Origin of the sequence: Massilia sp. X63, from assembly GCF_041023745.1 — a bacterium.
Classification (GTDB): Bacteria; Pseudomonadota; Gammaproteobacteria; order Burkholderiales; family Burkholderiaceae_D; genus Telluria.
In genome coordinates, this window is record NZ_JBFTEF010000002.1 from 364,759 (window position 1) to 388,390 (window position 23,632).

Consider the following 23,632-nt stretch of genomic DNA (forward strand, 5'->3'; position numbering starts at 1 on the left):
GATGCTGAGCTTATGATGTCGCCGTAAAGCATTATCGACCTGACAATGTTGGCGACGGGCTGCGCCCGGTACAATCCGCGCATGCTCTCCGAATTCGACCTCATCAAGCAGTTCTTCAAGCGCGACCGCCCCGGCCGCGCCGACCTCGGCATCGGCGACGACTGCGCCCTGCTCACCCCCACGCCCGGCCGCCAGCTGGCGATTTCGTCCGACATGCTGGTCGAGGACCGGCATTTCTTTGCCGGCGCCGATCCCTTTATGCTGGGCCATAAGAGCCTGGCGGTGAACCTGTCCGACCTGGCGGCGATGGGAGCGCGGCCGGTGGGCTTCACGCTGGCCCTCAGCCTGCCCGCCGCCGATCCCGTATGGCTGGAAGGCTTTTCGCGCGGGCTGTTCGCGCTGGCCGACGCGCACGATTGCGAACTGGTCGGCGGCGACACCACCAAGGGGCCGCTGAACATCTGCATCACCGTGTTCGGCGAGCTGGCGCCGGGCCATGCGCTGCGGCGCGATGCGGCGCGCGCGGGCGACGACATCTGGATCTCGGGGACGCTGGGCGACGCGCGCCTGGCCCTGGCCGGCTACTGGAAGGAAGTGACGCTGCCCGAAGCCGACCACGCGGCGGCGGCGCAGCGCATGCACATGCCGACCCCGCGCGTGGCGCTGGGCCTGGCGCTGGCGGCGCAACCGATCGCCCATGCCGCGCTCGACATCTCGGATGGGCTGGTCGGCGATCTCGGGCATATCCTGGCCGCGTCCCGCGTCGGGGCGACGCTGGACGTCGACGCGCTGCCGGCGGGACCGGTGCTGGGGCGCCAGCCGGCGGACCTGCGGCGCCGGTTCACGGCCGCGGGTGGCGACGATTACGAGTTGTGCTTCACGGCGCCGGCCGCACAGCGCGCGGCGGTGCTGGAGGCCGGGCGCGCCAGCGGCACGGCGGTGACGCGGGTCGGCACGATCGAGGCGGCGCCCGGACTACGTTTTGTCGATGCCCAGGGAGCGCCGCTCGACCTCGGGCTGAGCGGCTGGGACCACTTCAGCTGAAGCAGCCGTTTTCGCCGCACTGTCGCGCGGCGTCTTGCGGTCGTCGTACGGCCCATACGTCAGCCAGTAGTGCCGGAACGCCAGCCGGATGTTCTCGCGCAGCTGCAGCTCGTTCCACGGCTTGGTGTAGAAGCGGTAGATCGCGCCGCGGTTGATCGAGTCGAGCACCGTCTCCACCCCGGTATAGCCCGACAGGATGATGCGGATCGTCTCGGGATACATCTCCTTGACCTTGCTGAGGAATTCGGTGCCGCTCATCACCGGCATGCGCTGGTCGCACAGGATCACCTGCACCCGGTACAGCGCCAGCAGCTCGAAGCCTTCGGCCGGCGACGAGGCCGTCAGCACCCGGTAGTTGTCGCGCCTGAACAGGCGGTGCAACGCGGTGAGCACGTTGACGTCGTCGTCGACGATGAGCAGGGTCTGCGCCTTGTCGTCCTGGGCAGGAGGCTGGTCGGGCTGGGCGCGGTTGTCCTGTACCAGCCGCGCCAGCTCCTCGGCGGGAAGGGCGCGCGAAAAATGGAAGCCCTGGATCTCGTCGCAGCGGTGGCGCCGCAGGTAGGCCATCTGCGCGCGCGTCTCGACGCCTTCGGCGATCACCTGCATGTGCAGGCTGTGCGCCATGCTGATGATCGCCAGCGCGATCGCCGCGTCGTCCGGATTGGTCACGATGTCGCGCACGAACGCGATGTCGATCTTGAGCTTGTCGATCGGGAAGCGCTTGAGGTAGGCGAGCGACGAGTAGCCGGTGCCGAAGTCGTCGATCGCGATCCGGATGCCGAGTTCCTTCAGGCGCCCCAGCACGGCGATGGTGTGCTCGGCGTTCGACATCAGCGCGCTTTCGGTGAGCTCCAGCTCGAGCAGGCCGGGCTCGACCTCGTGGCGCTGCAGCGCCGCGCGGATCACGCCTTCCAGGTCGCCCTCGACGAACTGGCGGCTCGACACGTTCACCGCCACCCGCACGTCGCGCACCCCGCTGGCGTTCCAGGCCGCGATCTGGCGGCAGGCTTCGTCGACGATCCACTCGCCGATGCGCACCACCAGCCCGGTCTCTTCCATGATCGGCACGAATTCGGCCGGATACACCAGCCCATAGCCGGGGCGGTTCCAGCGCAGCAGCGCCTCCACGCCCGAGATGCGGCCGGTGTTCAGTTCCAGCTTGGGCTGGTAGTACAGCACGAACTGGCCGCCTTCGAGCGCGCCGCGCAGCGCCAGCTCCAGGTCGAGGCGCGCCAGCACCTGCACGTTCATCCCGGCGGTAAAGAAACGGTAGCCGTCGCGTCCTGCTTCCTTGGCGCGCACCATGGCGGTGTCGGCGTACTTGACCAGCGCGCCCGGTTCGGTCGAGTCTTCCGGATACATGGCGATGCCGATGCTGGCCGTCAGTGCCGCCTGCTGGCCGTGCAGGTCGAAGGGCGCGCGCAGCGACTCGCGGATCTCGTTGGCGACGTTCACCGCCTCCTGCTGGTCGCGGGTCATGGTGAGGAACAGCGCGAACTCGTCGCCGCCCAGGCGCCCGACCGTGTCGCGCAGGCGCACCACGCGCACCAGGCGCGTGCTGAACTGGCCCAGCAGCTCGTCGCCACGCGCGGTGCCGAGCGAATCGTTGATGATCTTGAAGCGGTCGAGCGTGATGCACAGCACCGCCACGCGCCAGTTCTTGTCGCGCGCCAGTTCGATGGCTTCGCGCAGGTTCTGGAAGAACAGGGTGCGGTTCGGCAGGCCGGTGAGCGCGTCGTAGCTGGCCATGTGGCGCATCCGTTCCTGCGCGTGCAGGCGCTCGCTGATGTCGCGCGCCACCGCGATCAGCATGCGGCTCTTGCCCAGGTCCTGCAGCTTCCAGCTGATCTCCACCGGCACCGCGCCCTGCCCGCCCGCGCGCAGCAGATCGGTCTCGACGATGTCGCCCGGCAGCGCGCCGAATTCCGCCTTGCCGTGTTCCTGCTGCCCTTCCTGGCCCGGCGCGGGCGCCGGCACGCCCCGGTGGGCCAGCGCATCGGCCGCCAGGTGGCGTTCGAGCAGCTCGCGCGTGGCCAGGCCGAGCGCCACCGGGTCGATGCGCAGCAGCGCCTCGCGCGAGAAACCCAGCATGCGGCAGGCGCCGTCGGAGACGTCGACCATCGCCATCGAGGCGGTGTCGATCAGGAAGATCGCGTCGGGGGTCGCATCCATCGCGCCGCGAAAGCGCGCCAGCTCGGCGGTGCGCTCGCGCACTTCGCGTTCCAGCTGCACGCCGTAGTCCTGCGATTCGCGATGCAGCAGGCGCACTTCCAGCAGGTTGCGGATGCGCGTCATGACCTCGACCGTATCGAAGGGCTTGCCGATGAAGTCGCGCGCGCCGGCTTCCAGCGCGGCCAGCTTCTTGTCCGGCTCGGCCGTCACCACCAGCACCGGCAGCCACGAATCGCTCTCGAGCGGCTTCAATGCCTCCATCACGTCGAAGCCGTCCATGCCGGGCATGTGCAGGTCGAGGATGATCAGGTCGAAGCGGTGCTTGAGGTGCAGCGACACCACCTGGCGCGGATCGTAGGTACTCGAGACGTTCTCGTACCCGGTGGTCTTCAGCAGGTACTCGAGCAGCTGGACGTTGACGGGTTCGTCGTCCACGACCAGGATGCGCGCGCGGCGGATATCTTGCAGTGAAATCATTCGGCCTTCCTTTCGGCCGGCGCGCTTCCCTTGGCATGGAGGCGCGCCAGCGTACTGTTGATCGCTTCGGTGAACCTGTCGATGTCGATCGGTTTGGTCAGGTAACGGGTAAAGCCCGCGGCCAGGCCGCGCTCGATGTCGCGCGGCATGGCGTTGGCGGTCAGGGCGATGACCGGGATGGCGGCGGTGAGCGGGTCGGCGCGCAGCTGCCTGAGCACCTCGATGCCGCTCATGCCGGGCAGGTTCAGGTCCATCAGGATGATCTCCGGTCGGTGCGCGCGCGCCAGCGCCAGGCCGACGTGGCCGTCGTGCGCCGACAGCAGCCGCAGGTCGGACCGGAAGCGCACGATCTCTTCCACCAGGCGCAGGTTGGCCGGATTGTCCTCGACGTACAGGAGCAGGTGCGGGTTCAGTTCCGACGCATCCTGGTCCGGCACGGCCTCGGCATCGGGCGTCTCGCCGGCCGCGCCTTCGGGCGCCTGCACCGCCAGCGGCGCGGTGGTGGCCAGCTCGATCCAGAACACGCTGCCCACGCCGGGGCTGCTGGACACGCCGATGTCGCCGCCCATCAGCTCGACCAGGCGCTTGGTGACCACCAGGCCGATGCCGGTGCCTTCCTGGCTGCCGCCTTCCTGGCCGAGCCGGTTGAAGGGCTGGAACAGGCTGGCCACCTGTTCCGGGTCGAGGCCGGCGCCGGTGTCCTGCACCGACAGGCGCAGCCGGTTCGGGCCCACCTGCGCGCAGCTCACCACCACGGCGCCGGCTTCGCGGTTGTACTTCACCGCATTCGACAGCAGGTTGAGCAGCACCTGCTTCAGGCGCGTGCGGTCGGCCAGCAGCACCGCTCCCGGGGTTTCCGGGAACAGCACCCGTACCCCGCGGCTGGCCGCGATCGGCTCGACCATCGTGCGCGTTTCCGCCAGCGTCTCGGCCAGCGCCACCGGCTCCATCGACAGCGTCACCGTGCCCGACTCCACCTTGGCCAGGTCGAGGATCTCGTTGATCAGGGTCAGCAGGTGCCGCCCCGACTTCAGGATGTGGCTGGCGAACTCCTTTTTCTGCTCGAGCGTCGAGGGCAGCGTATCCGAGGTCAGGATCTGGGCGAAGCCGAGGATCGCGTTGAGCGGCGTGCGCAGCTCGTGGCTCATCGAGGACAGGAAGGCCGACTTGGCCTGGTTGGCGCTGCGCGCCTCCTCGATCGCATTGGCCAGCTCGGCGTTGGCCAGGGCCAGCTGCAGGGTACGCTCGTCGACGCGCTGCTCGAGCTGTTCGTTAAGGCGCATGACTTCCTGTTGGGCGCGTGAACGCTCCGCCGCCTCGCGCGCGATCTCGCTGCTGGAGGTCTCCAGCTCGCGGGTGCGGCCCTCGATCTCGGTCAGCATGGCATTGAAGGAGTCGACCAGTTCGCCCGCCTCGTCGTTGCTGATGCGCGGCGCGCGGCGCGAGTAATCGCGGGTGGCGACGACGTCGCGCGCGATCTCGGTGATGGCCACGATCGGCGCAGTCACCACGTATCCCATGCGGCGCATCAGCAGGTAGGCCACCCCCATCGCCAGCAGGGTCACCAGGGCGGCGATGCTCAGGTAGTCGACGATGCGCGCCAGCAGCCGGTTCTCGGCGCGCAGGTAGACGGTGCCGAGCGTCTCGCCATTCTCGACGATGCGCTGGTGGATGACGAGGTCCTCGTCGTTGCTGGCGGGCGCGCCGGGCAGGGCCGCCGGCAGCGCGCGCGACTCGCCCGGCGCCCGGTAGGAGGCGAACAGCGCGCCGTCGGCGCCGTAGATGGCGGCGGCGCGCACCTGCGGGCGGGTGCGCAGCAGCGCCAGGTTCTCGTTGGCCAGGCGCGGGTCGTCGAAGCTCAGCGCGGCCGAGCTCATGTGGCCGACCAGCTCGGCCTGGGTGGCAAGGTCGTTGACCAGGCTGCGCTGGTAACTGCGCAGGTCGTACCCGACGATGATGGCGATCGACACCAGCAAGGCCGCCAGCGTGGTCGCCATCACGGCCCGCACCAGCTTGCTGCGGATCGAGCGGAACTGGCTCATGCGGTCCCCGGCACGGGCCGGACAGGCACGCACCGCCCCCCGGCGCGGCAATGCCGGTCCGACGGCCCGAAGGCTGGGAGCGCCAGCGCGGCAGTGCAACACGGTAGCGCCGGCCCCTTCCGGTCACGCACAGGTCGTTCGAGCGGCATTCAGGGTCCTACGAAAAGCGGAATCAGCGGAAAACAAGGGAAACAGGTGAAAAAGCGGCATCCCGGACTATATACGGTCCCGCCGGGTTGGTGCGGCGGCGCTGACAGCATAGCGGAGCGCATCGTGACATGTCGCACGGAACTTTTCACGATTCATCTCTTCGCCCATCGCCCATACAGCCCATGCACGACGGGTAAAAACCCGCCGGGCATGTCCTGCACGCTTTCTGTGTCAGCGCGGCACGGACCGCGCTAGAATGGACTGCACACCGCATGCGTGCGCCACACCGCGGCCTCGGTTCGGTGCTGGCTTGGCAGTCGGCTGTAGAAAACGGTCCATCCGCACTCAAAGGAGCCTCACGTGACGAACGATATTCTCGATCTTGCTACCAAAGTTGGCCGGGCGCTCGAGGCCAAGCGCCTGATGCTGGCCACCGCCGAGTCCTGTACCGGGGGCGGCGTGTCCCAGGCAATCACCGAAATCCCGGGCTCCACCGGCTGGTTCGACTGCGGCTTCGTCACCTATTCCAACGCCTCCAAGACCGAGCTGCTGGACGTGTCGGCCGCGCTCGTCGCGCAATTCGGCTCGGTGAGCGAGGAAGTGGCCGGCAAGATGGCCGAGGGAGCGCTGGCCAACAGCACCGCCGACGTCGCGGTGTCGACCACCGGCATCGCCGGCCCGACCGGCGCGGTGCCGGGCAAGCCGGTGGGCACGGTGTGTTTCGGCTGGGCGCGCGGCGACACCACCTATACCGAACGCCTGGTATTCCAGGGCGACCGCAAGTCGGTGCGCGAGCAGACCGTGGCGCATGCGCTACAGGGACTGTTGCGCTTTATTGAATAAGCGCGAATAAGCCGCTGGCCCCCATGAGCCGAATGGCGCCGCGCCTGCTGGGCGGCCTGGCGCTGCTCGCAGCCGTCGGGCCCGGCCTTGCCTCCACTGCCGCCGGCGCTGGGGTCACGGTGTACGCGGCCGGCGACATCGCGCGCTGCAAGCATCCCGACCCGCGCTGGTCCGGGGCCGCCGCCACCGCCCGGCTGGTGGAGGGCCTGCTGCGCAGCGACGCCCACGCCGGTGTGCAGTCGGCAGTGCTGACCCTGGGCGACCATACCTACCCGAAGGGCACGGCGGCCGAGTTCGCACGCTGCTACGCCCCCACCTGGGGGCGCTTTCGCGACCTTACCTGGCCCACGCCCGGCAACCACGAGTATGCGAGCGCGGGCGCGCAGCCCTACTTCGCCTATTTCGGCGAACGCGCGGGCAGCCCGCAGCGCCCCTGGTACAGCCTGCGGCTCGGCAGCTGGCTGGTGATCTCGCTGGACAGCAACCTGAAGGGCGCCGCGCACGCCGCCCAGCTGGCCTGGCTGCGCGAAGAACTGGTACGCCAGACCGGCGCCTGCACCCTCGCCTTCTGGCACCACCCGCTGTACAGCTCGGGCGGCCACCTGGGGCCGGGCCGCATGCGCGACGCCTTCGCCCAGCTGCACGCGGCCGGCGCCGAGATCGTCCTGTCGGGCCACGACCACGACTACGAGCGCTTCGCGCCGCAGGATGCCGACGGCCGGCTCGACCGCGCGCGCGGCCTGCGCCAGTTCGTGGTGGGCACCGGCGGCGCCTACCCCACGCCCTTCCTGCAGCTCACCGCCAACAGCGAGGTGCGCGAAGCGAGCTACGAGGGCGTGCTGGCGCTGCGCCTGCTCGACGGCGCCTACGAATGGCGCTTCCTGCCGGCCTATCCCGGCCGCGTGCCGGCCGGCGCCACCCCCGACCACGGACGTGGCAAATGCCACTGAAGGAGCAGCGCATGCGATACTTCCGGCTGCTCGCCCTTATTCTCGCTTTTTCCCTCTGCATGACCAATTTCGCCCCACCGGCCGGCGCCCAGTCCGCGCCAGCACCATTGCCTGCCATCGCCTACGAGAAAACCACGCTGCCCAACGGACTGCAGGTGATCCTGGTCGAAGACCGGCGCCTGCCGATCGTCGCAGTCAACATCTGGTACCACGTCGGCCCCGCCAACGAGGCGCCCGGGCTGACCGGCTTCGCCCACCTGTTCGAGCACATGATGTTCGCGGCCACGCGCCACATCCCGCGCGGCATGGCCGACCGCCTGCTGGAAGGCGCCGGCGCCACCGACAGCAACGGCGGCACCGGCTACGACCAGACCAGCTACTACGACACCGTGCCGTCCAACCAGCTCGAACTGGCGCTGTGGGTGCACGCCGACCGCATGGGCTACCTGCTCGACGTGCTCGACCAGAAAGCCCTGAGCAACCAGCAGGACGTGGTGCGCAACGAGCGCCGCCAGACCGTCGAGGACGAGCCCTATGGCCTGGTGGAGGAAGCGCTGGCGCATGCGCTGTTCCCCAAGGGCCACCCCTACTACGCCTCGATCATCGGCTCGCACGCCGACATCCAGAGCGCCAGGCTGGAAGACGTGCACGAGTTCTTCGCCCGCTACTACGGACCGAACAACGCCAGCATCGTGATCGCCGGCGACATCGACAAGAAGAAGGCGCGCGCGCTGGTCGAGCGCTACTTCGGCAGCTTCCGGCGCAGCCCGCCGGTGGCGCGCCCGAGCGTGGTTACACCGCCGATCACCAGCGAACGCCGCGTGGTGGTGCACGACCGCGTGGAACTGCCGCGCATTTTCATGGGCTGGCTCACGCCGCCGGCCTACCAGCCGGGCGACGCCGAGCTGGCGGTGGCCGCCGCCATCCTGGGCGGCGGCAAATCGAGCCGGCTGTACAAGAAGCTGGTCTACGAGCGCCAGATCGCCCAGGACGTCGACGCCACCCAGAATTCCTACGGCCTGAGCTCGACCTTCGTCATCGACGTCACCGCGCGCCCCGGCGTCGAAGCGCGCGCGCTGGAAGCGGCGGTCGACGCCGAGCTGGCCGAACTGCGCGAGCACGGCCCCTCGCAGCGCGAGGTCGAGCGCGCCCGCAACAGCATCGAGACCGCGCTCCTGAGCTCCATCGAGAAGCTCGGCGGCGACGGGCTGGCCGACCAGCTCAACCACTACAACCAGTACACCGGCGACCCCGGCTACCTGGCCAAGGACCTGGCGCGCCTGCGCAGCATCACCCCCGCCGACGTGCAGCGCGCCATCCGTTCCTACCTGGGCCCGCAGGCGCGCGCCGTGGTCACCGGCCTGCCCGGCAAGCCGGTGATCGACGATCCGCGCCCGCCGAAGAACAAGCGCGCCGCGCCGGCAGCGGCGCCGGACCGAACGAAACCCGCGATCAATGTGCCCGAACCCTGGCGCGCGCAGCAGCCGAAGCCGGGCCCGGCACCGCACTTCACCCTGCCGCAGGGCGAGGCCTTCAAGCTCGCCAACGGCCTGACCGTGATCCACCACTACAAGCCGGGCCTGCCGCTGGTCTCGAGCCAGCTGGTGGTGCGCAGCGGCAGCGCGGCCAATCCCGCCGCGCTGCCGGGCCTGGCCAGCTTCACCGCGCAGATGCTGGAAGAAGGCACGGCCACGCGCAGCGCGCCGCAGATCGCCGACGAGATCGCGCAGCTCGGCGCCTTCCTCGACAGCGGCAGCAGCGCCGACGCCTCGATCGTCTCGCTGCTGTCGCTGCGCTCGACCTTTGCTCCGGCGCTGGACGTACTGGCCGACATCGTGCAGCGCCCGGCCTTCCCCAACGCCGAGGTCGAGCGCCAGCGCGCCAACCGCACCGGAGAACTGATCCAGCAGCGCGACGACCCGGAAGCGGTGGCGGCGGTGGCCTCGCTCGGCGCGCTGTACGGCGGCAAGCACCCAAAAGGCTACGGCCAGCTCGGCATCGAGCCGGCGATCCGCCAGGTCACGCGCGACGACCTGGTGGACTTCTGGCGTCGTCACTACGTGCCGGAGAATGCTGCGCTGGTGGTGACGGGCGATATCGCGCGCAGCGAACTGAAGGCGCTGGTGGAAGCGCGCTTCGCAGGCTGGGCGCGCGCTGCGGCCCCCGCCGGCGGCGCGGGCGAGCCGGCGGGCACGCGCGCGCGCCTGGTGCTGGTCGACCAGCCGGACGCGGTCCAGACCGCGCTGCGGGTCGGCAGCATCGGCGTGGCGCGCGACACCCCCGACTTCGCGGCGCTGCAGGTCATGAACGGCGCGCTCGGCGGGATGTTCTCCAGCCGCCTCAACAACAACCTGCGCGAGACCAAGGGCTACACCTACGGCATCCACTCGTGGTTCCGCTACGACCGCACGCCGGGACCCTTCGTCATCGCCGGCAGCGTGGAACGCGCGTCCACCGGGGCCTCGGTGCGCGAGATCTTCCGCGAGGTGAACGGCATGCGCGACGCGCCGCTGCCGCCGGCCGAACTGGCCGCCGCGCGCGACGCCCAGGTGCTGTCGCTGCCCGGCCAGTTCGAGACCAGCGCCGACATCGGCGCCAGCCTGGCCGAGATCTTCATCTACGGCCTGCCGCTCGACTACTACACCCGCCTGCCCGCCCAGTTGTCCAGCGTCACCGCGGCCCAGGTGCAGGCCGCGGCACGCACGCACCTGGCGCCGGAAAAAATGATCGTGGTGGCGGTCGGCGACCGCAAGCGCATCCTGCCGCAGCTGCAGCCGCTCGGCCTGGGGGCGGCGGAAGTGCGCGACAGTGACGGACAGATGCCGAGGCCGCGGGAATAGATGTCCGCAAGCCGGGCAAGCGCGGCCGAGGACGTGCTTGCCGACGATGGCCATTTGGACTAACATGTGAACAACTCTTCACATGTTAACGATGACGACATTACCCGAATTCGCCCACGCGGCCGGCGCCGTCGAGGAACTGGCCGACCTGTTCCACCTGCTCGGCGACGCCACCCGCCTGCGCATCGTGCTGGCCTGCCTGGCGCAGCCGACTGCGGTGGGCGACATCGCCGCCTCGCTTGACCTGTCCAGTTCGCTGGTCAGCCACCACCTGCGCCTGCTGCGCGCCGCCCGCATCGTCAAGGCCGAGCGCCAGGGCAAGCAGGTGTTCTACTCGGCTGCCGATGCCCACATCAGCAGCCTGCTCGCCAACATGTTCGAGCACATCGCCGAACCAGCCAACGGAATGGACGCATGAGCACCACCCACCAGCACGATCATCACGATCACGATCACGATCACGGCCACCATCACGGCTTCGGCCACCACCATCACCCCATGCCCGACCCGGCCGGTCATGAACGCGCCTTCGCGCTGGCGATCGCTCTCAACACGCTGTTCGTGGCCATCGAATTCATCTACGGCTTCATCGCCCACTCCACCGCGCTGATGGCGGACGCCGGCCACAACCTGTCCGACGTGCTGGGCCTGGCGCTGGCCTGGGGCGCGGCCGCGCTGGCGAAGACCGCCCCGACCCGGCGCTACACCTATGGCCTGCGCGGCTCCTCGATCCTGGCGGCGCTCGGCAACGGCCTGCTCCTGATGGTGGCCTGCGGCGCGATCGCCCTGGAGGCGGTGCAGCGCTTCGCCGAGCCGGTGCCCGTGCAGGGCGTGACGGTGTCGGTCGTCGCGGCGATCGGCGTGCTGGTGAACGGCTTTTCGGCCTGGCTGTTCATGGCCGGCAGCAAAGGCGACCTGAACCTGCGCGGGGCCTACCTGCACATGGCCGCCGACGCCGCGATCTCGCTGGGCGTGGTGATCTCGGGCCTGGTCATCCTGGGCACCGGCTGGACCTGGATCGACCCGGCGGTGAGCCTGGCGATCGTGGTCGTGATCGTGCTCGGCACCTGGTCGCTGCTGCGCGAATCGGTGCAATTGTCGCTGGCGGCGGTGCCGCCCGGCGTCGACGCCGGCGCGGTGCGCGACTGGCTGGCCGCCCAGCCCGGCGTGAAGGAGGTGCACGACCTGCACATCTGGGCGATGAGCACCACCGAGAACGCGCTGACGGCGCACCTGGTGATGCCGGACGGGTATCCGGGCGACCGGGTGCTGGACGAGATGGTGGCGCAGCTGCGCAGCGAATTCGGCATCCACCATTGCACCCTGCAGGTGGAAGAAGGCACGACGCATCACCATTGCGCGCTGGGCGGCCATGGCCATGACAGCCACGACCATGCCCATGCACACTAGGCCGTTCAGTCGGCCAGGTTGGCGTACAGCGCCGTGCTGAGGTAGCGCTCGCCGAACGAGGGAATGATGGTCACGATCAGCTTGCCCGCGTTCTCCGGCCGCTGCGCCACCTGGATCGCGGCCCACAGGGCGGCGCCGGACGAGATCCCGACCAGCAGCCCTTCCTCGCGCGCGGCCGCGCGCGCGGTCTCGAAGGCGTCCTCGTTCTTCACGGTGATGACTTCATCGTAGGCGCCGGTATTGAGCACCGCCGGCACGAAGCCGGCGCCGATGCCCTGGATCGGGTGCGGGCCCTTGCTGCCCCTGGAGAGCATGGGCGAGGCTTCCGGCTCCACGGCGATCGCCTTGAACCCCGGCTTGCGCGCCTTGATCACTTCGCTCACGCCGGTGATGGTGCCGCCGGTGCCGATGCCGGCCACCAGGATGTCGACCTTGCCCTCGGTATCGCGCCAGATTTCCTCGGCCGTGGTGTTGCGGTGGACTTCCGGATTGGCCGGGTTGTTGAACTGCTGCGGCATGAAGCAGCGCGGGTCGGACGCCACCAGTTCTTCGGCGCGGCGGATGGCGCCCAGCATGCCTTCGCTGCCGGGCGTCAGCACCAGCTCGGCGCCGTAGGCGCGCAGCAGCATGCGCCGCTCGTTGCTCATGGTGTCGGGCATCACCAGCCTGCAGCGGTAGCCGCGCGCGGCGCACACCATCGCGAGCGCGATGCCGGTGTTGCCGCTGGTGGGTTCGACGATGATGGTGTCGGGCTTGATCAAGCCGGCCCGCTCGGCGGCCTCGATCATGGCCAGGCCGATGCGGTCCTTGACGCTGTGCGCCGGGTTCTGGAATTCGAGCTTGCCGAGGATCTCGGCGCCGGCATGGGGAGCCAGCCTGCGGATTCGTACGAGGGGAGTGTTGCCGATGAGTTCAGTAACGTCGTTTGCGATGCGCATGCCGGGCTCCCAGGGACTTTAGCGTTGGACTACTTCACGTTCACCAGTTCCACATCGAAAATCAGATCGGCGTCGGGCGGGATCATGCCGCCGGCGCCGCGCTTGCCGTAGGCCAGTGCGCTCGGGATGATCAGGGTACGCTTGCCGCCCACCTTCATGCCGGCCACGCCCTGCTCCCAGCCCTTGATGACGCGGCCCGCGCCCAGCTGGAACTCGAGCGGATCGCCGCGGTCGAGCGAGGAATCGAACTTCTTGCCGCGCTGCTTGGGCGCCAGCGGCTTGTGCAGCCAGCCGGTGTAGTGGACCAGCACCGTGCTGCCGGTAGTGGCTTCCTTGCCCTTGCCGACCACGCGGTCGATGATCTCGACCTGCGGCGCCGGCGGCACCGGCGCGGCCGGCTCGGCCTGCGGCGGGGTTTGCTGAACCGTGCCTTGCGGCTGGGTGGCTTGCGGCACGGTCTGCTGCTCCGGCGCAGGCTGGGTGGTCGGCTTGGACGCGTCCTGCTGCTGGGCGGTGGCGTCCTGGGCGTTGGCGGTAGAGGTAGCAGTAGCGGCGGCCAGCATCAGGGCGGCAAAGGCGGTACGACGGATCATGTGGGCTCTTCCATCAAAGGGATCAATAACTGATCCTATGATAGCAAGGCCTCTTCCGCTTGCACAGTTTGCGCGTCAGCGAGGGCCTCGGTCCGGGCTTGCGCGTTGGCGGCGTCGGCCAGCTTGCGCAGCAGGTGGCCGGCCGCCACCATGCCGAAGGTGGCCGTGACCACCATGCTCGAGCCGAAGCCGGCGCAGTTCAGGCCGGTGACACCGTTCGGGTCGATCGCGCAGGCGTCGCCGCTGTCCGGATAGCGCAGCGGTTCCATCGAGAACACGGCGTCGATGTGGTATTTGTTCTTCTCGCCCTTGGCGAAGCCGTACTGGGCGCGCAGGATCTTGCGCACTTTCTTCAGCAGCGGCTCCTGCTCGGTACGGGCCAGGTCGCGCACTTCGATTTTCGTCGGGTCGGTCTGGCCACCGGCGCCGCCGATGACGACCAGCGGCAGCTTATTCGCGCTGCAATACGCGATCAGGGCCGCCTTGGCCTTGACGCCGTCGATGGCGTCGACCACGTAGTCGAAGCCTTTACCGGCGATCATGCTGTCGATGTTGTCCGGGTCGATGAAGTCCTCGACCAGGGTGACCTTGCAGAACGGATTGATCTGCGCGATACGCTGCTTGAGCGCCTCGATCTTCGGCATGCCGATGGTCGAGCTCAGGGCCTGCAGCTGGCGGTTGATGTTCGACTCGGCCACGTTGTCGAGGTCGATCAGGGTCAGGTGGCCGACGGCGCTGCGCGCCAGCGCCTCGACGATCCAGGAACCGACGCCGCCGACACCGATCACGCAAACGTGCGCCGCACGGAAGCGTTCGAGTGCACGCTCGCCATAGAGGCGCGCAATCCCGCCGAAGCGGCGTGCGAAGTCGACTTCGTCGTCCAGGGTGGCTGCAAGAGTGGGGGTATCGATCAGGTTCATCCCGCCATTTTAACGGACGTCGCTTGCGCATCTGCACTAAAATAGCTTCTAGTCAACCAAATTCTTCTTGTGTGTCAACAAACTGCCCCATGACCTCACTCCTCCCGGACACCGCCCCCGATTTCGACCAGCCGATCGCCGTCCTCAAGCATTGCCACGGCCGCATCCGCAAGCAGATGGCCACCCTCGACAAGCTGCTCGCCCACCTGCCGGAATTCGGCGCCGACGAGCAGGCGCGCCAGGCGGCGCGCGCGGTGCTGAACTACTTCGAGAAGGCAGCCCACCTGCACCACGAAGACGAAGAACAGGACCTGATCCCGATGCTGCGCGCCGTCGCCCAGGGCGAGGACGCCGCCACGCTGCAGGCGCTGGCGCCGGTGATCCTGCAGGACCACAAGGACATGGATGCGCTGTGGCAAGATTTGCATGAACAACTGAGCGCCATCGCCGAGGGCCATGCGGCCACGCTGTCGGCCAGCGCGGTGCAGCGCTTCAGCCAGCGCTATTCTTCCCACATGGAGCGCGAGGAAGGGACCATGGCGCCGATGGCGCTGCGCCTGTTCAGTCCGGAGCAGATGGCCCAGCTGGGCAAGGCAATGCAGGCGCGCCGCGGCATCGGCCAGCCTGCCGGCCAGGCTGCGGGCGCGGCCTCGCCGGCGGCATCGGTGGTGGGCCAGGCCGTGGCCGACCTGCGCAAGGACTACGGCCAGGCCAGCCTGAACGAAAACGATGTGATGGACGACCCGATGCTGCAGTTCACGCAGTGGTTCGAGCAGGCGCTGAAGGCCGAGGTGAACGAGCCGAACGCCATGTCGGTGGCCACCGTGGCCGCCAACGGACGCCCGAGTTCGCGCATCGTGCTGGTCAAGCAGTTCGACGAGCGCGGCTTCACCTGGTACACCAACTACGACAGCCGCAAAGGCCAGGAGTTGGAGGATAATCAATATGCAGCCTTGTTGTTCTTCTGGAGCGAACTGGAACGCCAGGTTCGCATCGAAGGACGTGTAGAGCGCACCTCGAGCGAGGAAAGCGACCGGTATTTCCGCAGCCGTCCGCTGAAAAGCCGCCTGTCGGCCATTGCCTCGCACCAAAGCGCTCCCATCGGCAGCCGTGCCGAGCTGGAACAGAACTACGAGGCCGTGGCACGGCAGGCCGGTGACGACCCGGCGCGGCCGGGCAACTGGGGCGGTTTCCGCCTCGTGCCCGAGCGCCTGGAATTCTGGCAGGGACGCCGCTCCCGCTTCCACGACCGCATCGTCTACGAGCGGCAGGAAGACGGCAGCTGGACCCGCCAGCGTTTGCAACCCTAGGGAGGCCCTACTCCTCCCTGGGCCGGTCATGGCGCAGGGAGAGTCATGCGCACAGGGCCGGTCTTCGACGCCGGAGGTGAACGTGTTCGAGCAAATGATGCTATCGGCCTGGAGCGAAGGCCTGCGTGACAAGCTGTCCCTGCCCTTGCGGGTCGAACTGTGGGACGGCCGGCAACTCGAGTTCTCGTCCGAGCCCCCACGGGTCACCATCCAGGTGCCCGACCGCTCGGCCCTGCGCTACCTGCGCTCGCCCTCGCTGTACAACCTCGGCCGCGCCTACGTCGAGGGGGCGATCGACATCAAGGGGCGCGCCGCCGACATCATCAACATCGGCAATGCCCTGGCGGCCAGCCTGGACAAGGGGCGCAGCCGGCTGGGCGACGCGCTGCGCCTGGGCAACCGCCTGGCGCCGCACACGCGCCGGACCGACGCCGAGGCGATCCGCTACCACTACGACGTCTCCAACGATTTCTACGCCGCCTGGCTCGACCCGGCCATGGTGTATTCCTGCGCCTATTTCGAGAACGGCATCGAAGACCTCGCCACGGCGCAGCAAAAAAAGATCGACCACATCCTGCGCAAGATCGACCTGCGGCCCGGCCAGACCTTGCTGGACATCGGTTGCGGCTGGGGTGCGCTGGTGCTGCGCGCCGCGCAAGGCTTCGGCGCGCGCTGCATCGGCGTCACCCTGTCGGAGAACCAGGCGCAGCTTGCGCGCGAACGGGTCGAGCGCGCCGGCCTGCAGGGACAGGTCGAGATCCGCCTGCAGGACTACCGCGACGTCGACGGCGTGTACGACCGCATCACCAGCGTCGGCATGTTCGAGCACGTCGGCGTACAGCACCTGCCCGCGTATTTTTCACGCGTGAACCGGCTGCTGGCCCCGGACGGGGTCGTGATGAACCACGGCATCACCACCGCCAACGTCGACAACAGCGCCACGCCCTATGGGGGCGGCGAGTTCATCGACCAGTACGTCTTCCCGCACGGCGAACTGGCCCACCTGTCCACGGTGGTACGGGCGATGCAGGAAGGCGGACTGGAAGTGCGCGACGTCGAAAACCTGCGGCGCCATTATGCGAAGACCTGCGCCATCTGGACCGACAACTTCGAAGCCAATGCCGAGCACATCCGCACGCTGACGGACGAGAAACGCTTCCGCATCTGGCACGTGTACCTGGCCGGCTGCGCCTATGCCTTCGCGCACGGGCGGATCAGCCTGTACCAGATCGTGTGCGGGAAGGCCGACGGAGACGTCGAGCAGTTGCCGTGGTCGCGCAGGTACATGTATCCGTGATGTCGGAACCCTACTTCAGCCGCTCCGAAAAGGTCTTGCGGAACTTCGCCACCTTCGGCGCCACCACGAAGGCGCAGTAGCCCTGCAGCGGATGCTGCGCGAAGTAATTCTGGTGGTAGTCCTCGGCCTTGTACCAGGTTTCGTGCGGCAGCAGCTGGGTCACCAGCGGCGCATCCCACACCGCCGCCATCTCGGCCATCACCTTGCGGGCGGTGGCTTCCTGTTCCGGCGAGGTGGTGAAGATCACCGAGCGGTACTGCGGGCCGACGTCGTTGCCCTGGCGGTCCTGGGTGGTCGGGTCGTGGATGGTAAAGAAAATCTCCAGGATGTCGCGATAGCTGATCACCGCGGGATCGAATTCCACCCGCACCACCTCGGCATGGCCGGTAGTGCCCGCGCACACTTGCTCATACGTCGGATTGGCGGCATGGCCCCCCATGTAGCCCGATTCCACGCGCGTCACGCCGCGCGCTTCCAGGTAGACCGCTTCCAGGCACCAGAAGCATCCGCCACCCAAAATGGCCACCTCGATTCCTGATTGCTCGCTCATCGCACACCTTGTTTTCATCAGTTTTTGATACTTCTTAATGTAACGCAAAGCCGTGTTTCGTGCAGTCGCTAGCGAATGCGGGACCGGGGAAGCGCCCGACAGTGGCATAATGGCGACCAATGAATACACGTTCTCCCCGCGCCCAGACGCGCGGTTTCGATTCGGCGCATTTTCGCCACGCGCTGTCGCAATTCGCCACCGGTGTCACCGTCATCACCACGCGCCTTGCCGACGGCTCTTTCCGCGGGCTGACCGCCAGTTCCTTCAACTCGGTCTCGCTCGAGCCCCCGCTCGTCCTGTGGAGCCTGGGCGCCGGCGCCAACAGCCTGCCCATCTTCAGCGGCAACTCGCACTACGTCATCAACGTGCTGGCGGCCGGCCAGCAGGATCTGGCGCTGCGCTTCTCGCGGCGCAGCGTCGACGACCCGTTCGAGGGCGTCGACTACGAACTGTCGCGCACCGGCCTGCCGATCCTGAAAGGCGTCTCGGCCTGGTTCGAATGCCATAACCGCAGCCGCTACCCGGAAGGCGACCACGTGATCTTCGTGGGAGAAGTCGAGGAATGCGCGGTCCACCCGCAAGCGGCGCTGCTGTTCCACGGCGGACGCTTCGGGGCTACCGGCTAGGCCGGGCGACTGCGGCGCCTGGCTGGGCAGCATCGCTGTATTGCCCAGCATATTGCCCAGCGAAACTTCCCCGGTGTCGAGTAAAAATGAAAATGCCTGTCGCAGATTCAAAAGATGCGGCGGTGCGTCATTCCTATAATGGTCAGGCTATGGCGCGTCCCAGGGACGGGTGCGTGCCTTCGTTTTCGTGAGAAAAAACCCCTACCGAGACAGGAAGATCCATGAGCCATTCCGATTCGCCCCGCAAAGCCGCTTTCCACTGGGATGACCCGCTGCTGCTGAACAGCCAGCTCACCGACGACGAGCGCATGGTGCGCGACGCCGCGGCCAGCTACTGCCAGGACAAGCTGAAGCCGCGCATCCTCGAGGCCTTCCGCCACGAGCGCATGGACACCTCGATCTTCCGCGAGATGGGCGAACTCGGCCTGCTCGGCCCGACCATCCCGGAACAGTACGGCGGCCCCGGCCTGAACTACGTCGCCTACGGCCTGATCGCGCGCGAAGTCGAGCGCGTCGACTCCGGCTACCGCTCGATGATGAGCGTGCAGTCCTCGCTGGTGATGGTGCCGATCTACGAGTTCGGCAATGAAGAGACCAAACAAAAATACCTGCCGAAACTGGCCACCGGCGAATGGATCGGCTGCTTCGGCCTGACCGAGCCGAACCACGGTTCCGACCCGGCCTCGATGGTCACCCGCGCCCGCAAGGTCGAAGGCGGCTATAGCTTGAGCGGCTCCAAGATGTGGATCACCAACTCGCCGGTCGCCGACGTGTTCGTGGTCTGGGCCAAGGACGACGAAGGCGCGATCCGCGGCTTCGTGCTGGAAAAGGGCTGGAAGGGCCTGAGCGCCCCGGCCATCCACGGCAAGTTCGGCCTGCGCGCCTCGGTCACCGGCGAAATCGTCATGGACGAAGTGTTCTGCCCGGAAGAAAACGCCTTCCCGGACGTGCGCGGCCTGAAGGGCCCGTTCACCTGCCTGAACTCGGCGCGCTACGGTATCGCCTGGGGCGCCCTGGGTGCGGCCGAGGACTGCTGGCACACCGCGCGCCAGTACGTCATCGACCGCAAGCAGTTCGGCAAGCCGCTCGCCGCCAACCAGCTGGTGCAGAAGAAGCTGGCCGACATGCAGACCGAAATCACCCTCGGCCTGCAAGGCTGCCTGCGCCTGGGCCGCATGAAGGACGAAGGCACCGCCGCGGTCGAGATCACCTCGATCATGAAGCGCAATTCCTGCGGCAAGTCGCTGGACATTGCCCGCGTTGCACGTGACATGCTCGGCGGCAACGGCATCTCGGACGAGTTCGGCATCGTGCGCCACATGGTCAACCTCGAGGTGGTCAACACCTACGAAGGCACCCACGACATCCACGCGCTGATCCTCGGCCGCGCACAGACCGGTATCGCCGCGTTCTGATCTCCCAAACGCGCCGCTGCCCCAGCGGCGTGTTTTCTGATGTGCATTAGCTTATCTACAACATTCTTTTCTAATTTCAATCGCGCTGCGTCAATACGACTCGGTTTTTGCGCTACCATGGTTACCTGCCACATATAACCAAATCTACAACACCTTTCCCGACCAATTTCGAGAGGCCGCATGAGCGCTCTTGACCGACCGCAGCCCCAGGCAATTAGCAACGACCATGTGATGTCGCTCGAACGCCTGCTACAGAGTTTGCCCGGCGCCGCTTACCGCTGCCATGTCGATAGTGACTGGACAATGGAGTATGCCAGTGAGGGGATCGGTAGGCTGACTGGATATCCTGCCGCTGCATTTTTAGCGAAGTCGGGCTTGAGTTTTGCAACTATCATCCATCCTGACGACCGGCTTGCTGTGGAACGTGGGGTAAGCCTGGCAATGGAACAGGGCAGATCCTATCAGCTGACCTATCGTATTCGTTGCGCTAACGGCGAAACCAAATGGGTGTTCGAACAGGGTGCCGCAACGCCAGGCAGCAATGGCCGTTTGATCGAAGGGTTCATTTTCGACTATACCCAACTGCGCAACGCCAACGTGCTGGTGCACGAGCAGGCCTCCTACCTGCAGCAAGCGCGCGACGCGATCATCGCGATGGACCTGAATTCGCGCATCACCTACTGGAACAACGGCGCCGAACGGCTGTACGGCTGGAGCGCGGCCGAGGCGCGCGGCAAGAAGTTCTCGGACCTGCTGTGCGAGAACCTGCCGGCCTACCATGCCGCCTACGAGAACACGCTCGCCAACGGCGAATGGAGCGGCGAGCTGTCGCACCTGCGGCGCGACGGCGTGTGCATCGAGACCGACACCCGCTGGACCCTGCTGGCCGCCGACAGCGACACCGGCGCGCCCCGCAAGATCCTGGTGATCGGCACCGACATCAGCGAGCGCAAGCACAACGAGGCGAAGATCTACCGTCTCGCCTTCTTCGATCCGCTGACCGACCTGCCAAACCGCGCCAGCCTGCTCGACCACCTGCGCCGCGCCTTGCTGGGCAGCGCCCGCACACGCAAGTGCGGCGCCCTGATGTTCTGCGACCTCGACAACTTCAAATACCTCAACGACTCCCAGGGCCACGCGGCCGGTGACCTGCTGCTGCAGGCGGTGGCGCGCCGCCTCGAGCACTGCGTGCGCGAAGCCGACATGGTGGCGCGCCTGGGCGGCGACGAATTCGTGATCCTGATCCAGCCGGTGGAAGACACGCGCGAAGGCGCGGCTTCCCAGGCCGAAACCGTGGCGGCCAAGGTGGTGGCCGCGATGGCCGCCCCGTTCCAGCTGGCCGATTCGACGTACGCGGTCTCGGTCAGCATCGGCGTGACCACCCTGTGCGGCACCGTGGACACGGTCGAATCGACGCTGCGTCATGCAGACGCCGCGATGTACCAGGCCAAGGCCTGCGGGCGCAATACCTACCGCTTTCACGATCCGGAGGTACAGGCCGCCTGGTCCGCCCGGGCCGAGCTGGAAAACGCGATGCGGCGTGCGTTGCGCGACAAGGAGTTCGTGCTGCACTACCAGCCGCAGCTGGACCGCAGCAGCCGCGTGATCGGCGCCGAGGCTCTGTTGCGCTGGCGCCTGCCGGACGGTCGCTTGCTGTATCCGGCCGAGTTCATCCAGGCCGCCGAGGAGAGCGGCCTGATCATCGACATTGGACGTTGGGTGCTGCGCACTGCCTGCGCCGAGCTGGCGCACTGGCAGCGCTATCCCGACATGGCCGGGCTGACGCTGTCGGTCAACGTCAGCGCCGGCCAGTTCATGGAACCGGACTTCGTGCCGATGCTGCAGCAGGTATTCGAGGAGACCGGGGTGCAGCCGTCCAGCCTCAAGCTCGAGCTGACCGAGAGCCTGATGGTGAGCGACTTCACCCACACTGCGCGCACCATGGGCATGCTCAAGCAGCGCGGCATCAGCTTCTCGCTGGACGACTTCGGCACCGGCTACTCGTCGCTGGCCTACCTGCGCAAGCTGCCGCTCGACCAGCTCAAGATCGACCAGTCCTTCATGCGCGACGTACTGACCGACCAGAACGACGCCTCCATCGTCCGCTCGATCATCGCGCTGGGCGACAGCCTGGGCCTGCAGGTGATCGCCGAAGGCGTGGAAACGCCCGGCCAGCGCCAGTTTTTATCCGACGCCGGCTGCTTCATCTACCAGGGTTTCCTGTACCAGCATGCGCTGAGCGCCGATCTCTTCACCCAGTACGCGCGCGCGCTGCACTAAGCTTCGCCGCGTGCCGGAAACGCACACCGAGCGAATCCGCCGGTCCGCCACCGCGGCCGGCCTTTGGTGACAGTCTGCGATGTTTCGGCGCTGGCAAGCTGCTATGCTGAGCCCAAGGGCCGGCCTCGGCCAAGAGCCGACCTCTTCATTCTTGGGCAACAATTCAATGAACAATCACATCACGGCGGTCGTCGTGGACGACGACACGATTTTGCTCGACGGGCGCAAGCTCCTTGGAATGCTTGAGGTAGCCAACGCACTCAAGTCGGCGCTGGAAAGCGATCCACATTTCACGCTCGTCATCGAGTCAGAGTCCACCGGGCACTACCGCGGTATCGGTACGGTGATCTATGCCAGCCAACGCGTCGGCGTGCCGGTCGAGAACCTGCGTTGGAAGATGGACGACGGTGCGCTGGTATCTCTTGACGAGTTGAGGGCCCAGAGTGCCCCTCCGGGCACGTGATGGGAAGGTCTGCGCGGGTCGGGGCCGTCATGAATTGGATGGCTGAGAGCGGCCAGAAGCGGACCTGATTGAATGACTAAGCTCAAGTGAGAACAACATGCTTGCACTCAAAACCCTTACGCTTATTTTCTTGATTGTTTTTGGCATTCCTAACCAAATAATCGACTATAAACATCGGAAGCGATACGAACCCGGACATGCATGGGGGTACTATGCAAAACTCAGCAAGGAAGGCAACTGGGAAGGACGCTTCATGATGTGGTCAGGCTACATCGGGATTTATTTCATTATCGGCGTGCTCTGTTACACCTTCTATTTGCTGACGCAATAGGAATCGACGATACAAGCTACGCTCAGGCCATGCGCTAAGCCCCAGCACCGGCCTGGCGCCGCACCGACGCATCGCCGTGCAGCGCCAGCGGCACCCCGCGCGCCCAGCGGTTCGAGGACAGCGAAAACTCCAGCGCGCGCACCTGGTGGAACCAGCCGGCCGGCACGTAGAGCAGGTCGCCGGGTGCGACGTCGCAGGACACCGTGGCCGCCTGGCGCGCCAGCGGATAACTGTCGTAGTCGGGCGCTTCCGGGTCGAAGGGAGAACCGAACAGCACCGGGTTGGCTTCGCTCGCGTACAGGTATGCGTCGTGATGCGGCGGCGCCAGGAAGATGCGCTTGCGGCCCCAGATCTGCGCGAAGATGTTGTCGTCGAAGTCGCAGTGCAGCGGCGTCATGGTGCCGATGGGGCCAAGCCAGAAACGGGGCGGCCCCATCTTGCCGAAGTAGGCGGGCCAGTGGCACAGGCGGTTCAGCTCGCGCAGTTCCATGTTGCCGACGTAGGGCGGCGGTTCATCCTGGCCATGGATGCGCTCCGGCTCGAGGTCGAGATAGTCGCGCAGCAGCATGTCGCGCATCGGGCGGTCGGCGCGGAAGGGCTGGCGGATGTAGTCGCCGACGCGGGCGCGCACCGGCATGTCGCCGTAGCGTTCGCGCAGGTCGAGCGGGGAGAGGCTGCACAAGGGCCAGCGTCGCACCAGGCCGGTCATGATGAAGGGAAGTCCCTGGGCGGCACGCGCGGCAAAGGCGGCGGCATCCAGACGCTTGAGGCGCGGTATTCCGGAAAGGACGGGCAGCGTGCGCGCATGCTGCTTGACGGCCTGGCGCATCGCCGCGATCGAGACCACGCCGCGCACCGCCGCGTCGCGCGCTTCCTGCGCCAGCTTCCTGGCCGCCGCGTCTTCCGGCGTCGCCGCCAGCGTGGGCAACGGCGGCAGCTGCCCTTTCAGATCACTCTCTTTGCCCGACATACTCTTCAGCA

General features: G+C 67.2%; 20 protein-coding genes. 13 read left to right on the forward strand and 7 right to left on the reverse strand.

All coding sequences use genetic code 11. From position 1 onward, the window contains the following. Positions 1–81: 81 nt before the first annotated feature. A complete protein-coding gene (thiL, locus tag AB3347_RS05780) occupies positions 82–1,044 on the forward strand; it encodes a thiamine-phosphate kinase (protein WP_369090826.1) in 963 nt (320 codons plus the stop codon). On the opposite strand, the gene AB3347_RS05785 is transcribed toward thiL, so the two are convergent. Further along, a complete protein-coding gene (locus AB3347_RS05785; protein WP_369090827.1) occupies positions 976–3,693 on the reverse strand; it encodes an EAL domain-containing protein in 2,718 nt (905 codons plus the stop codon). The two genes, thiL and AB3347_RS05785, sit on opposite strands and share 69 nt — an antisense overlap. Then, positions 3,690–5,735 carry an ATP-binding protein gene (locus AB3347_RS05790; protein ID WP_369090828.1) on the reverse strand — a complete coding sequence of 682 codons (2,046 nt, stop codon included), beginning with the start codon at positions 5,733–5,735 and terminating at the stop codon, positions 3,690–3,692. Before AB3347_RS05790 ends, AB3347_RS05785 begins: the two co-directional genes overlap by 4 nt. A gap of 510 nt (positions 5,736–6,245) precedes the next feature. On the opposite strand from AB3347_RS05790, the gene AB3347_RS05795 reads away from it, so the two are divergent. From AB3347_RS05795 to AB3347_RS05815, 5 genes are all read left to right on the forward strand, one after another. Next, on the forward strand, positions 6,246–6,728 hold the full coding sequence (locus AB3347_RS05795; RefSeq protein WP_369090829.1) for a CinA family protein: 483 nt from the start codon (positions 6,246–6,248) through the stop codon (positions 6,726–6,728). Positions 6,729–6,751: 23 nt separating this feature from the next. Beyond that, positions 6,752–7,678 (forward strand): metallophosphoesterase, encoded by a 927-nt coding sequence (locus AB3347_RS05800; RefSeq protein WP_369090830.1) that lies wholly within the window; start codon positions 6,752–6,754, stop codon positions 7,676–7,678. A gap of 11 nt (positions 7,679–7,689) precedes the next feature. Further along, positions 7,690–10,518 (forward strand): M16 family metallopeptidase, encoded by a 2,829-nt coding sequence (locus AB3347_RS05805; RefSeq protein WP_369090831.1) that lies wholly within the window; start codon positions 7,690–7,692, stop codon positions 10,516–10,518. 91 nt (positions 10,519–10,609) lie between these two features. Next, positions 10,610–10,936: an ArsR/SmtB family transcription factor gene (locus tag AB3347_RS05810; protein ID WP_369090832.1), complete on the forward strand. Its 327-nt coding sequence runs from the start codon at positions 10,610–10,612 to the stop codon at positions 10,934–10,936. Next, on the forward strand, positions 10,933–11,928 hold the full coding sequence (locus tag AB3347_RS05815; protein ID WP_369090833.1) for a cation diffusion facilitator family transporter: 996 nt from the start codon (positions 10,933–10,935) through the stop codon (positions 11,926–11,928). The genes AB3347_RS05810 and AB3347_RS05815 overlap by 4 nt, the downstream gene beginning before the upstream one ends. A 5-nt stretch (positions 11,929–11,933) precedes the next feature. Here the strand turns inward: AB3347_RS05815 and cysK are convergent, their stop codons facing one another. The 3 genes from cysK to tcdA are packed head-to-tail and all read right to left on the reverse strand — an operon-like array spanning position 11,934 to position 14,379. After that, on the reverse strand, positions 11,934–12,866 hold the full coding sequence (gene cysK / locus AB3347_RS05820; RefSeq protein ID WP_369090834.1) for a cysteine synthase A: 933 nt from the start codon (positions 12,864–12,866) through the stop codon (positions 11,934–11,936). A 29-nt stretch (positions 12,867–12,895) separates the two neighbouring features. Further along, complete coding sequence (locus tag AB3347_RS05825; RefSeq protein WP_369090835.1) at positions 12,896–13,459, reverse strand: FKBP-type peptidyl-prolyl cis-trans isomerase; 564 nt, start codon at positions 13,457–13,459, stop codon at positions 12,896–12,898. A gap of 35 nt (positions 13,460–13,494) precedes the next feature. Next, the gene (tcdA, locus tag AB3347_RS05830; RefSeq protein ID WP_369090836.1) at positions 13,495–14,379 is read right to left on the reverse strand and encodes a tRNA cyclic N6-threonylcarbamoyladenosine(37) synthase TcdA; all 885 of its coding nucleotides are present in this window, start codon (positions 14,377–14,379) and stop codon (positions 13,495–13,497) included. A gap of 89 nt (positions 14,380–14,468) precedes the next feature. Here tcdA and pdxH point away from each other — a divergent pair, with 89 nt between their 5' ends. After that, positions 14,469–15,689 carry a pyridoxamine 5'-phosphate oxidase gene (gene pdxH, locus AB3347_RS05835; protein ID WP_369090837.1) on the forward strand — a complete coding sequence of 407 codons (1,221 nt, stop codon included), beginning with the start codon at positions 14,469–14,471 and terminating at the stop codon, positions 15,687–15,689. An 82-nt stretch (positions 15,690–15,771) separates the two neighbouring features. Then, positions 15,772–16,986, forward strand: coding sequence for a class I SAM-dependent methyltransferase (locus tag AB3347_RS05840; protein ID WP_369090838.1), 1,215 nt, complete (start codon positions 15,772–15,774; stop codon positions 16,984–16,986). 10 nt (positions 16,987–16,996) lie between these two features. Here the strand turns inward: AB3347_RS05840 and msrA are convergent, their stop codons facing one another. After that, positions 16,997–17,536, reverse strand: coding sequence for a peptide-methionine (S)-S-oxide reductase MsrA (gene msrA, locus AB3347_RS05845; RefSeq protein WP_369090839.1), 540 nt, complete (start codon positions 17,534–17,536; stop codon positions 16,997–16,999). Positions 17,537–17,655: 119 nt separating this feature from the next. Between msrA and AB3347_RS05850 the strand changes: the two genes are divergently transcribed. The 5 genes from AB3347_RS05850 (at position 17,656) to AB3347_RS05870 (ending at position 22,651) form a co-directional block, all read left to right on the forward strand. After that, positions 17,656–18,162 (forward strand): flavin reductase family protein, encoded by a 507-nt coding sequence (locus AB3347_RS05850; RefSeq protein WP_369090840.1) that lies wholly within the window; start codon positions 17,656–17,658, stop codon positions 18,160–18,162. A 221-nt stretch (positions 18,163–18,383) separates the two neighbouring features. Next, on the forward strand, positions 18,384–19,577 hold the full coding sequence (locus AB3347_RS05855) for an acyl-CoA dehydrogenase (RefSeq protein ID WP_369090841.1): 1,194 nt from the start codon (positions 18,384–18,386) through the stop codon (positions 19,575–19,577). 231 nt (positions 19,578–19,808) lie between these two features. Then, positions 19,809–21,857 carry a putative bifunctional diguanylate cyclase/phosphodiesterase gene (locus AB3347_RS05860; protein WP_369091078.1) on the forward strand — a complete coding sequence of 683 codons (2,049 nt, stop codon included), beginning with the start codon at positions 19,809–19,811 and terminating at the stop codon, positions 21,855–21,857. A 166-nt stretch (positions 21,858–22,023) separates the two neighbouring features. Further along, positions 22,024–22,320 (forward strand): hypothetical protein, encoded by a 297-nt coding sequence (locus tag AB3347_RS05865; protein WP_369090842.1) that lies wholly within the window; start codon positions 22,024–22,026, stop codon positions 22,318–22,320. A gap of 97 nt (positions 22,321–22,417) precedes the next feature. Beyond that, positions 22,418–22,651: a hypothetical protein gene (locus AB3347_RS05870; protein WP_369090843.1), complete on the forward strand. Its 234-nt coding sequence runs from the start codon at positions 22,418–22,420 to the stop codon at positions 22,649–22,651. A 34-nt stretch (positions 22,652–22,685) separates the two neighbouring features. Here the strand turns inward: AB3347_RS05870 and AB3347_RS05875 are convergent, their stop codons facing one another. Then, a complete protein-coding gene (locus tag AB3347_RS05875) occupies positions 22,686–23,621 on the reverse strand; it encodes a cupin-like domain-containing protein (RefSeq protein WP_369090844.1) in 936 nt (311 codons plus the stop codon). Positions 23,622–23,632 lie beyond the last annotated feature (11 nt).

Excerpts from the sequence above, each read along its gene's own strand:
- thiL (WP_369090826.1), top strand. The coding sequence starts at position 82 with ATGCTCTCCGAATTCGACCTCATCAAGCAGTTCTTCAAGCGCGACCGC.
- AB3347_RS05785 (WP_369090827.1), bottom strand. The coding sequence starts at position 3,693 with ATGATTTCACTGCAAGATATCCGCCGCGCGCGCATCCTGGTCGTGGAC.
- AB3347_RS05790 (WP_369090828.1), bottom strand. The coding sequence starts at position 5,735 with ATGAGCCAGTTCCGCTCGATCCGCAGCAAGCTGGTGCGGGCCGTGATG.
- AB3347_RS05800 (WP_369090830.1), top strand. The coding sequence starts at position 6,752 with ATGAGCCGAATGGCGCCGCGCCTGCTGGGCGGCCTGGCGCTGCTCGCA.
- AB3347_RS05805 (WP_369090831.1), top strand. The coding sequence starts at position 7,690 with ATGCGATACTTCCGGCTGCTCGCCCTTATTCTCGCTTTTTCCCTCTGC.
- AB3347_RS05810 (WP_369090832.1), top strand. The coding sequence starts at position 10,610 with ATGACGACATTACCCGAATTCGCCCACGCGGCCGGCGCCGTCGAGGAA.
- AB3347_RS05815 (WP_369090833.1), top strand. The coding sequence starts at position 10,933 with ATGAGCACCACCCACCAGCACGATCATCACGATCACGATCACGATCAC.
- cysK (WP_369090834.1), bottom strand. The coding sequence starts at position 12,866 with ATGCGCATCGCAAACGACGTTACTGAACTCATCGGCAACACTCCCCTC.
- AB3347_RS05825 (WP_369090835.1), bottom strand. The coding sequence starts at position 13,459 with ATGATCCGTCGTACCGCCTTTGCCGCCCTGATGCTGGCCGCCGCTACT.
- tcdA (WP_369090836.1), bottom strand. The coding sequence starts at position 14,379 with ATGAACCTGATCGATACCCCCACTCTTGCAGCCACCCTGGACGACGAA.
- pdxH (WP_369090837.1), top strand. The coding sequence starts at position 14,469 with ATGACCTCACTCCTCCCGGACACCGCCCCCGATTTCGACCAGCCGATC.
- msrA (WP_369090839.1), bottom strand. The coding sequence starts at position 17,536 with ATGAGCGAGCAATCAGGAATCGAGGTGGCCATTTTGGGTGGCGGATGC.
- AB3347_RS05850 (WP_369090840.1), top strand. The coding sequence starts at position 17,656 with ATGAATACACGTTCTCCCCGCGCCCAGACGCGCGGTTTCGATTCGGCG.
- AB3347_RS05855 (WP_369090841.1), top strand. The coding sequence starts at position 18,384 with ATGAGCCATTCCGATTCGCCCCGCAAAGCCGCTTTCCACTGGGATGAC.
- AB3347_RS05860 (WP_369091078.1), top strand. The coding sequence starts at position 19,809 with ATGTCGCTCGAACGCCTGCTACAGAGTTTGCCCGGCGCCGCTTACCGC.
- AB3347_RS05865 (WP_369090842.1), top strand. The coding sequence starts at position 22,024 with ATGAACAATCACATCACGGCGGTCGTCGTGGACGACGACACGATTTTG.
- AB3347_RS05870 (WP_369090843.1), top strand. The coding sequence starts at position 22,418 with ATGCTTGCACTCAAAACCCTTACGCTTATTTTCTTGATTGTTTTTGGC.
- AB3347_RS05875 (WP_369090844.1), bottom strand. The coding sequence starts at position 23,621 with ATGTCGGGCAAAGAGAGTGATCTGAAAGGGCAGCTGCCGCCGTTGCCC.